Source organism: Sphingomonas sp. PAMC 26621 (genome assembly GCF_000251145.1).
Taxonomy (GTDB): domain Bacteria; phylum Pseudomonadota; class Alphaproteobacteria; order Sphingomonadales; family Sphingomonadaceae; genus Sphingomonas.
Window position 1 is genome coordinate 20,844 of sequence record NZ_AIDW01000057.1, and the last position, 8,978, is coordinate 29,821.

An 8,978-nucleotide genomic window follows, 5' to 3' on the forward strand; every position below is an offset into this window, starting at 1 on the left:
TTGGGAGTGCTGACGGGAAGAAAGAGGCGATCAGAACAGTTCCAGGTCGCCGTCGCTTGCCGGAAGCGCGACCGGTGCGCGGATGACGGGCGGCGGCTGTGCCAGGGGACGGGATCGCGCCTTGCCTTCGTAGGGAATAAATTCGACCTTGCGCGCATGGGTACCGCCGAGATCACAGTGGCCGATCGCAATCCCCTCGGTTTCCATGAATCGGCGTGCGAACGCGGCATTGCTGCTGCCGATCGACCCCAAACCGGCAATAATATTGGCGCCGCCATACAGATGTGCGCGCATCCTCGAGCGTACCGCGCCCTTGCTCATCAGCGCATTGATCAGCAGTTCCATGGCATGGACGCCGTAGCGTTGCATGTCCGCCTGACGGATATTGTCGTCCTTGCCAGGTTCACCGAGAAGGAAGTGGTTCATGCCCCCGACCCGGCCATCGGGATCTTGCAGGCATACCGCCACGCACGATCCCAACAGCGTCGAGATCACGACGTCGGGCTCGCCGGACACGTGGCTTTCACCCTGGATGATGGAAACGCGGCGCATCGGATCAAGTCAACTCGCCAAAGACGCGCTCGATCTTTTCCTTCAGCGCGGCAGCGGAGAACGGCTTCACCACATAATTGTTCACGCCCAGCGCGGCGGCTTTCTGGACGATCTCGCGATCGGCCGAGCCGGTGAGCATGATGAACACGGTCTTCCCGATCACAGCGTCTTTGCGCACTTCCTCGAGGAATTGCAGCCCGTCCATGTCGGGCATATTGTAATCAGATATGATCAGATGGACGCGATCCGAACGGATCGCGCCGAGTGCCTCAACCGGCCCTGCTTTGTCGCGGATGTCCTTGAAGCCGAGATCCTGAAGGGTCCGGCGGATCATCGCGCGCATGCTGGTCTGGTCATCGACCACCATCACCTTAATTGCGGCTGCGGCTGGCATCAATCGCTCCCAAACATCATTTGCGGCAAGCGCCGAGGATAGCCCCGGGCATTGCGGTTAAGGCGACTTCGCGCTCGACAGCGCCGAGCGCAAACGCTGCGCGCGGCATGCCGTAAACGACACAAGTCTCTTGGCTCTGGCCGAGCGTCCGGGCGCCGGCGCGGCGCATTGCGAGCAAGCCCGCGGCACCATCAGACCCCATGCCGGTCAGCATCACGCCGACCGCCGCAGACCCGAGCGGTGCAACCGATTCGAACAGCACGTCCACCGCCGGACGGTGCCCGCCATGCGGCGGAGTCGCGCGGAGCTTGATCCGGCCGTGAAGGCCGCCTGCCAGTTCCATGTGCGTTTGCCCGCCTGGTGCAATATAGACGGTTCCAGCCTCGATCGGCGTTCCATCCTGCGCTTCAACCACGCGCAACGCGCATTCGCTATTGAGGCGGGCGGCAAAGCCCGGGGTAAACGCGGCTGGCATATGCTGAACGATCAGCACCGGCGGACAGTCGATCGGCAACGCCTTGAGCACCAGGAACAAGGCTTCGACGCCCCCGGTCGAAGCGCCGATCGCGACCACCACGTCGCGCAAGGCACCCGGCGGCAGCGGCTTGAGCGGCGCCGAGATCTCCGGCGTACGCCGCACGGTCGATCGCGCCGCGCTCTTGACCGTCGCGCACAGTTGCACCGAACTGTTCGCGATATCGAGCGGGTTGCCGGTCGGCTTGGCGATACAGTCGACCGCGCCGAGACGCAGCGCCTCGATAGTCGCCTCGGCACCGCGCGCGGTGAGCGTCGAGCACATCACCACCGGCATCGGCCGCAACCGCATGATGCGCTCCAGGAACGACAGCCCATCCATGCCGGGCATCTCGATATCGAGCGTAATGACGTGGGGATTGAGCTCCTTGATCATCGCGCGCGCAACATCGGGCTCGGGCGCGACGCCGACGACTTCGATGTCGGGATCCGCCGAAAGCGTGCGCTTGAGCACGGCGCGCATCGATGCACTATCGTCGACGATCAGCACGCGGACCGGGGGGCCACTCATGCGCCACCGCCGGGCTTGACGTAGATCGTCTGTCCGCAATTGATCATCTCGTTCGCCGCGGCGCCGATCAGTCTCTCCGAATGGCCGATATAGAGATAGCCGCCGGGTGCCAGCATCTTGACGAAACGAGCTTCAAGCTCGGCCTTCGCAACATCGTCGAAATAGATCATCACGTTGCGGCAGAAGATAACGTCATAGAGCTGGCGCATCGGCCAGGCTTCGAACAGGTTGAGCACCCGTGCCGTGACCAGCGCGCGCGCTTCGGCGACCATCTGGAAATCGGGTCCGAGCTGCTGCATCCAGGTGTCGCGATAGGCGGCAGGGATCGGCTCCACGGTTTCGGCAGAATAGAGGCCGCGCCGCGTACTGTCGACGACATGCGGGGCAAGATCGGTCGCCAGCAGTTTGACGTCGCCGTGGCGCAGCCACGCTGCCGACTGATTGTTCTCGCCGAGCAGGCACATCGCGATCGTATAGACTTCCTCGCCGCTCGAGCAGCCGGCCGACCAGATCCGCACCGGCTGGTGATGCGCCCGGTCCTGCAACCACGGCAAGGTGGTGTGCCGGAGATGGTCGAAATGGTGGTTTTCGCGAAAGAAATGCGTGTGGTTGGTGGTGAGCGCGACAATCATCGCCGAGCGTTCCTCGGCATCGGTCGCGACCAGCCGGACATAATCCCGGAAGGAGGCGAGCCCGTGCGCGCGCAAACGCCGGCTGAGCCGCGACTGAACCAGCGTGATCTTGCCCGTGGTGAGATGGATCCGCGCATCGCGCTGCATGATCTCGGCGATCGCCGCGAACTCGGCGCTGCCAAGCTCGGCGCTGACCGCCGCCTTCAACGCCTCCGCGCTGTCCGGCCTCCGGCCAGCGATAACGTCGTGCATCATGCCGCGAGATCGAGGTGCTGGGTCAGGCTCAGTGCGTCGAGGTCGAGCAGCAGCACCATCGTCGAAGCGGTGCCGGCGGCCACGCCTTCCTGCGCGCGCGGCGCAACCTGGACGAGCCCGGCAATGACGCTCTGCTCGCCAATCTCGACCTCGGGTGCGGGCTGGATCTCATCTTCGTTGATCAGAATGATGTCGGCGACTTCGTCGACCAGGAAACCGGCCTGCTTGCCCGCAATCGTCACGACCAGGATGCAGGAGCGCGCATGCAAGATGCTCGGCGTCCAGCCCAATCGCTCGGACAAGCCGACAACCGGAACGACCGTCCCGCGCAAATTGGTGACGCCCTTGATATAGGCCGGTACGCTCGGCAGTGGCGTGGGGTCTTCCCATTCGCGGATTTCGATCAGCGCCTTCATATCGATGCCAAACATCTGCTCGCCGAGCGAGAAAGTAACGATCTTGCGTTCGCCGGGGGTGTTGAGCGCGCTCATGCTGCCAATCCTTTGAGAGGGAATTTCTGAAGAAGTTGGCCCGTGGATGAGACCAAGGCGTCGATGTCCAGGATCAGCGCGATCGAGCCGTCACCCAAGATGGTGGCGCCGCCGAGCCCGCGGATCGGATGGAGGTTCTGGTCGAGGCTCTTGATCACCACCTCGCGGCGGTCGTCGATCGTATCGACCATCAACCCAACATTGCCGGCGGTTTCGCTTTCGACGATGATGACGAGCGATTCCTCGGGGTTTCGGCGGGCCTGGGAATGGAAGCCGAACAGGTCGGTGAGGCGCTTTACCGGCAGATATTGCCCGCGCAGTTCGATTACTTCGCTGGTCGGCGTCATCGGCCGCACTTGGCCCGGCTCGGGTCGGACGGTCTCGATCACATTAGCGAGCGGCAGCACGAAGCGTTGGCCAGACAACCGCACGATCATCCCGTCGAGAATGGCGAGCGTGAGCGGTAGGATCATCGTGAACGTCGTACCTACCCCGGGCGTCGAAGTGATATCGACCCGGCCACCAAGCGCCTCGACGTTCGAACGCACGACATCCATGCCGACCCCACGACCCGAGATGCTAGAGATCGTATCGGCAGTCGAGAATCCCGGCGCGCAGATCAACTGGTCGATCTCCTCGTCGGTCAGCACCGCATCGGGGGAAACGATGCCTTTTTCGATCGCCTTGGCGAGTACGCGGGGTCGGTCGATGCCCTTGCCGTCGTCGCTCACCCGCACGAAGATGCGTGCGCCTTTCTGTTCGGCGGATAGCTTGATCAGCCCTTCGGCGGGCTTGCCCGCAGCGAGCCGCTCGGCAACGCTTTCGACGCCGTGATCGACCGCATTGCGGATCATGTGCGTCAGCGGATCGCCGATCTTCTCGATTACGCCCTTGTCGACTTCGGTGGTTTCGCCGCTGACCTCAAGGATCACCTGCTTGCCGGTCTCCACACTGAGATCGCGCAACATTCGCGGCACGCGCGAGAACGCCTGGCGGATCGGCTGCGCGCGCAGCGACATGACATTGTCCTGGATCTCGCGCGTGAGGCGCGCGAGCTCAGGCAATTCGACGCGTTCCTGGTCGACCGGCGACAGCCGATCCGACAGGATCGAGCCACGAATGACGAGCTCGCCGACCAGATTGAGCAACATGTCGAGCTTGGTAAGATCGACGCGGATCGTTTGCTGCACCGGCTCCATCGCGCGAGCTTCGGGCGGTGCCACCGTGCCGGGCTTAGCGAAGGGAAGTTCGACCTTTTCGACCAGCACCAGCGTCGGCGGGCCAACGATGGAGGTTGCAACGATCGACGGTGTAACAATCGACGGTACAACGACCGTGACCGGCGCTTCCGGCGCCACGGTGCGCGAAATTTCGATCAGCGAATCAGGCGCGACGAAGTCGAAGCATTCGGCGATCGCACTCTCCTCGATCGTTGCCGGGACCGACAGCACCCAGATCAGGTAGCTCTCCTCCGGGTCGAGATCGCGCAGCGGTGGGAGCGCCGAACTGTCGACCGAGATTATCGTCCCGCCCAGACGTTCGACCTCGCGCACGCTCAGTAGCGGCTCTGCGCCATTGGCGAGAGCGGCGCGCGAGGGGCCGAAGCGCACCATCCACGGCATTGGTTCGACCGTATCGAGATCGTCAAGCGCGACACCGACCGGTTCGAAACCGAACGGGTCGAATTCCTCAACCATTGCCACGACCGGCGTGAAACCGAACTGGTCTTCGGCGGCGGCGGCGGCTGGTTCCACCGCTACGACGACCGCCGCAACAGCGGTCGCGCCCTTGCTCGCCAGAACCTCCTCGAGCGCGGCGAGCGCCGCCCCGTCTGCTGGTAGTGCTGCGACGCCTTGCGCGGCGGCGACATGGTCGGCCAGAATATCGAACGCGGTCAGCATCACCTTGGTGACCTCGGGCGTCGGCGCGATCTTGCCGCCGCGCACTTCATCGAGCACATTCTCGAAGCAATGCGAGAAAGCGAGCAGCGCGGCATGGCCGAACGCGCCCGAGCCGCCCTTGATGGAATGCACTGCGCGGAACACGCCGGCGATCACCTCTTTCGAAGCGTCGCCTGCGGCCATGACCGACAAGCCCTGTTCGGCAACGGCCAGTCCCTCGGCGCATTCTTCAAAAAAGATCGCCTGGATTTCGTCGAGTTCGTCGCTCACGGGCAGACGCGGCGAATAGCCGCCCCCAGCTTTGCGGCGTCGAACGGCTTGGTGATCCAGCCGGTCGCCCCGGCGGACCTTGCGCGCGTCTTCTTCTCGTCGGAGAATTCGGTCGACAGCACCAGGATCGGCGTACCGCGGAACTGCGCGACCGCGCGGACCGCCTCGATCAGCTCGAACCCGTCCATCTTGGGCATGTTGATGTCGGTGATCAAAAGATCGGGAACGACTTCGTGCATCCGATCGAGCCCGTGCGCGCCGTCATTGGCGCTCTCGATGCGGAAACCCTGTGCGGTCAGCGACGTTTTGAGCAGCATTCGCATGCTCGCCGAGTCATCGACGGTAAGGATAAGCTTGCTCACTGAGAAATGTCCTTTGCAATCTCTAGGCCGATCGCGTTGGCGAGCTGACAGCTCACCACGCGGTCCGAAAATGCGGCACTTGCGCCAACGAAGCTAAAGTCGCGCGCGGTCGTCGTGGCTTCGTTTCGCGCCGCAATCAGCAATTGCAGCACCGCTTGTCCCACACTTAGCGATTCGGACGCATCGATCGTCGTCGCGTCGCAAAGGTCGAACGCGACGACGAGCTGCGTGCGCAGGTCTTCGGCGGTGACGGTGGTGCCATGTCCGTTTAGGCGGATCGCGCCGAAATCGGGTTCGTGGTCAGGCGGGGAGAGCGTTAAGGTCATTTTTCGCCTCATCGAGTGTGGTCTCGAGTTGCTGGAAGGAAGGAGCGAAGCTCGACGGGATCATTCGGCGCGCGATTTCAATGGCAACCTGGGTGGGCAAGCCGTGCGCGTGTCCCAGGATCGCGGTCTTGGCGATGATGAACGGCTTGCAATCGTCCTCGACGATCGACAGCAGCTTCGAAGCGAGCGGGCCGACCAGGCAATAGGCCAGCAGCACGCCGAGAAAGGTGCCGACCAGAGCCCCGCCGATCATCGCGCCGAGCACTTCGACCGGCTGGTCAATCGACGCCATCGTCTTGATGACGCCAAGGACTGCGGCGACAATGCCGATCGCGGGCAAGCCGTCGGCCATGGTCTGCAATGCCATTTGCGGCATCAGTTCCTCGGCATGATGCTTGTCGATGTCGTTTTCCATCGCCTCGGCTAGCTGATGGGGATCCTCAAAACTGATCGTCATCATCCGTAGGTAATCGCAGATGAAATCGATCAGATGGTGGTCGGCGAGCAGGCGCGGATAAGGCGCGAACAGCTTGCTCGCCGCGGGGTCGTCGAGGTGCGGCTCGATGCCGGTCGCGCCCCCCTTCTTGAAGGTGCTGAGCAGCCGGAACATCAGCGTCAGTAGGTCGCGAAAGTCGCTGTCCTTCCAGCGCGGGCCCTTAAACGAGCGTATGATGCCCTTGCCAGCGTTCTTGACGGTCGCGACGAGTTGCCGACGACGAACGCGCCGATCGCGGCTCCGACGATTGCCAGGAGCTCATGCGGCAACGCCTCGAAGATGACCGCCATCTTGCCGCCCGACATCAGGAAGCTGCCGAAGACGCATCCGAGAATGAGTAGGAATCCGACACCGTTCAACATGACGCGCTCTGTTCTCCGCATTAGGGGGCATAATGGATTATAGGAGAGGCGCGACCTTGGGGGGTGGAAGCCCCGTAATTTCTGCGCGCTACCGGCAGTTTTCGCGACCTGCTTGGTCCTGCTACTAGATAACCTTGAGGTAATTGCGCGGCCGGTTATGCTCGATTGCCGCAAACAGCCGATTGTCATGGAGCGGCGCGACCATTGCGGCGACGTTGGCGTTCCAGGCCGCCTGGACGTCGAACAGAATGCCCAGCCCGAACACCGCCGGAATATACGCAAAGGCGAGCGGTCGCTTCGTCGCCAGCTTATCGTCGAGAATTTTGTCCTTCACGCGAGGTCTTCATGAATGTCGTTTACCCAAAGGCGTGGCGTGCAGTAAACTATCGGATAGAATAGCCGTGGCCGGTTGCCGCCCCTTTTGCCCCAAACCATCTAAAATGGGGGATCAGCTAGAGGAACTTGCATGTCGCTCACCGCTTATCACCGTGCCCGCACCATCGTCGAAACACCCCGCCAGGCCGAGCGCCGGCTGATGTGCGAAATTACCGGTGAAATGATCAACGCACGCGATGCCGGGCATGTGCGCGGCGCACTCATGCCAGCGCTGCATCGCAACCGCGAGGTGTGGAACACCTTCTCTGCCGTGTGTGGGACGGCCGGCAATCAATTGCCCGCGACCGCGCGGGCTGGCATTATCTCTCTCGCATTATGGGTCGACCAGTTCACCAGCGATGTCGTTGCCGGACACGAGTCGATCGATGATCTGATCGCAGTCAATCGCGACATTATCGACGGTCTCTCGGGGACGGGAATCGCCGGCTGACCCCGCCTGGGCTTCACCGCGAAGCGCTGCAAACACGAACCGCTGCGGCGCTTGGAAGCGCCGCGGCAGTTTCCGAACGGCCAGAGCGGCGCAGGACTAGGGTCAGGACCCATAACCGGGATTCCCTTGGCGGCGCGAATGTGATTCAGGCTCGGCAACAGCAGGAGCCTGAATTTGAGCGAGTTCTGGTTTAGCGAAGAGCAGTTCGAGCGGCTTCGTCCGTTGCTGCCGAACAAGGTCCGAGGCGTGGCGCGGGTCGATGACCGGCGGGTGATCAGCGGCATATCCATGTGGTGAAGTCGGGTGGTCGGTGGGTAGAGCCCCCGCCTGCTACGGTCCAGAAAGACGCTCTACAATCGTTGTGCGGTGGGCGGCAAAAGGCATCTGGCAGGAGATGTTCGTCACGCTGGCAGCAGCGGGCGGGCCGCCTGCCGAAGTCCTGATCGATAGCACGCACATGAAAGCCCACCGCTCGGCAGGCGGCGGAAAAGGGGGGCGCTCGTCCAGGCGATCGGGATCAGCCGAGGTGGCCGAAACAGCAAGCTCCACGCGCTCACCGACGGCCAAGGTCGCCCGCTACGCTTCCTGCTGACCGGCGGCAACGTCGCCGACTGCCGTGCCGCCGATGTCCTGCTCGATGATCTTGCGCCGCGTACCATCGTGCTGGCCGACAAGGCATATGACACCAACGCGATCCGCGACCTGATCGAATGTCAGGGCGCGGTGCCCAACATCCCATCAAAGGCCAACCGCCGCTGGAAAAGCTGCTTCTCGCGCACGCTCTACAAGGGTCGAAACGCCGTCGAGCGCATGTTCTGCCGCCTCAAGGATTATCGCCGCATCGCCACCCGCTACGACAAACTCGCCACCAACTTCCTCGGCGCGATATACCTCGTAGCCGCCATCACCTGGTGGTTATGAGTCCTGACCCTAGACGGCGGTCGTGCAGTGCGATCGCGAGCGAAAGCGTCGCCCTTGGCGACAGATGTACATTGTCGCCAGCGACCGTGAAACGCTCACGATGCCCATCGACCACTTCGAACGGACGCAAAGCTGTGTCGACTAG

11 protein-coding genes and 2 pseudogenes are annotated in these 8,978 nt (G+C 62.8%); 3 read left to right on the top strand and 10 right to left on the bottom strand.

The window, feature by feature from the left end; translation table 11 throughout:
* Positions 1-30: 30 nt before the first annotated feature.
* The 10 genes and pseudogenes from RI03_RS20945 to RI03_RS20990 form a co-directional block, all read right to left on the bottom strand.
* On the bottom strand, positions 31-552 hold the full coding sequence (locus RI03_RS20945; protein ID WP_010219722.1) for a chemotaxis protein CheD: 522 nt from the start codon (positions 550-552) through the stop codon (positions 31-33).
* A 4-nt stretch (positions 553-556) separates the two neighbouring features.
* Positions 557-946 (bottom strand): response regulator, encoded by a 390-nt coding sequence (locus tag RI03_RS20950; RefSeq protein WP_010219724.1) that lies wholly within the window; start codon positions 944-946, stop codon positions 557-559.
* A gap of 16 nt (positions 947-962) precedes the next feature.
* The gene (locus RI03_RS20955) at positions 963-1,991 is read right to left on the bottom strand and encodes a protein-glutamate methylesterase/protein-glutamine glutaminase (RefSeq protein ID WP_010219725.1); all 1,029 of its coding nucleotides are present in this window, start codon (positions 1,989-1,991) and stop codon (positions 963-965) included.
* Positions 1,988-2,878 carry a CheR family methyltransferase gene (locus RI03_RS20960; RefSeq protein WP_010219726.1) on the bottom strand — a complete coding sequence of 297 codons (891 nt, stop codon included), beginning with the start codon at positions 2,876-2,878 and terminating at the stop codon, positions 1,988-1,990. The genes RI03_RS20955 and RI03_RS20960 overlap by 4 nt, the downstream gene beginning before the upstream one ends.
* Positions 2,875-3,369 (bottom strand): chemotaxis protein CheW, encoded by a 495-nt coding sequence (locus RI03_RS20965; RefSeq protein ID WP_010219727.1) that lies wholly within the window; start codon positions 3,367-3,369, stop codon positions 2,875-2,877. Before RI03_RS20965 ends, RI03_RS20960 begins: the two co-directional genes overlap by 4 nt.
* A complete protein-coding gene (locus RI03_RS20970; RefSeq protein ID WP_010219728.1) occupies positions 3,366-5,540 on the bottom strand; it encodes a chemotaxis protein CheA in 2,175 nt (724 codons plus the stop codon). Before RI03_RS20970 ends, RI03_RS20965 begins: the two co-directional genes overlap by 4 nt.
* Positions 5,537-5,902 (bottom strand): response regulator, encoded by a 366-nt coding sequence (locus RI03_RS20975; RefSeq protein ID WP_010219729.1) that lies wholly within the window; start codon positions 5,900-5,902, stop codon positions 5,537-5,539. Before RI03_RS20975 ends, RI03_RS20970 begins: the two co-directional genes overlap by 4 nt.
* On the bottom strand, positions 5,899-6,228 hold the full coding sequence (locus RI03_RS20980; protein ID WP_010219730.1) for a hypothetical protein: 330 nt from the start codon (positions 6,226-6,228) through the stop codon (positions 5,899-5,901). Before RI03_RS20980 ends, RI03_RS20975 begins: the two co-directional genes overlap by 4 nt.
* Positions 6,203-7,086: pseudogene (gene motA / locus RI03_RS20985) on the bottom strand (flagellar motor stator protein MotA). Before motA ends, RI03_RS20980 begins: the two are co-directional and overlap by 26 nt.
* A gap of 124 nt (positions 7,087-7,210) precedes the next feature.
* On the bottom strand, positions 7,211-7,420 hold the full coding sequence (locus RI03_RS20990; RefSeq protein WP_010219731.1) for a hypothetical protein: 210 nt from the start codon (positions 7,418-7,420) through the stop codon (positions 7,211-7,213).
* A 132-nt stretch (positions 7,421-7,552) separates the two neighbouring features.
* Between RI03_RS20990 and RI03_RS20995 the strand changes: the two genes are divergently transcribed.
* From RI03_RS20995 to RI03_RS25200, 3 genes and pseudogenes are all read left to right on the top strand, one after another.
* A complete protein-coding gene (locus RI03_RS20995; protein ID WP_010219733.1) occupies positions 7,553-7,912 on the top strand; it encodes a flagellar biosynthesis regulator FlaF in 360 nt (119 codons plus the stop codon).
* 174 nt (positions 7,913-8,086) lie between these two features.
* Positions 8,087-8,209 carry a hypothetical protein gene (locus tag RI03_RS25195; protein WP_274517581.1) on the top strand — a complete coding sequence of 41 codons (123 nt, stop codon included), beginning with the start codon at positions 8,087-8,089 and terminating at the stop codon, positions 8,207-8,209.
* A gap of 189 nt (positions 8,210-8,398) precedes the next feature.
* A pseudogene (locus RI03_RS25200) lies at positions 8,399-8,833 on the top strand (IS5 family transposase); the annotation flags it as partial.
* Between the last annotated feature and the right edge of the window lie 145 nt (positions 8,834-8,978).

Excerpts from the sequence above, each read along its gene's own strand:
- RI03_RS20945 (WP_010219722.1), bottom strand. The coding sequence starts at position 552 with ATGCGCCGCGTTTCCATCATCCAGGGTGAAAGCCACGTGTCCGGCGAG.
- RI03_RS20950 (WP_010219724.1), bottom strand. The coding sequence starts at position 946 with ATGCCAGCCGCAGCCGCAATTAAGGTGATGGTGGTCGATGACCAGACC.
- RI03_RS20955 (WP_010219725.1), bottom strand. The coding sequence starts at position 1,991 with ATGAGTGGCCCCCCGGTCCGCGTGCTGATCGTCGACGATAGTGCATCG.
- RI03_RS20960 (WP_010219726.1), bottom strand. The coding sequence starts at position 2,878 with ATGATGCACGACGTTATCGCTGGCCGGAGGCCGGACAGCGCGGAGGCG.
- RI03_RS20965 (WP_010219727.1), bottom strand. The coding sequence starts at position 3,369 with ATGAGCGCGCTCAACACCCCCGGCGAACGCAAGATCGTTACTTTCTCG.
- RI03_RS20980 (WP_010219730.1), bottom strand. The coding sequence starts at position 6,228 with ATGACCTTAACGCTCTCCCCGCCTGACCACGAACCCGATTTCGGCGCG.
- RI03_RS20995 (WP_010219733.1), top strand. The coding sequence starts at position 7,553 with ATGTCGCTCACCGCTTATCACCGTGCCCGCACCATCGTCGAAACACCC.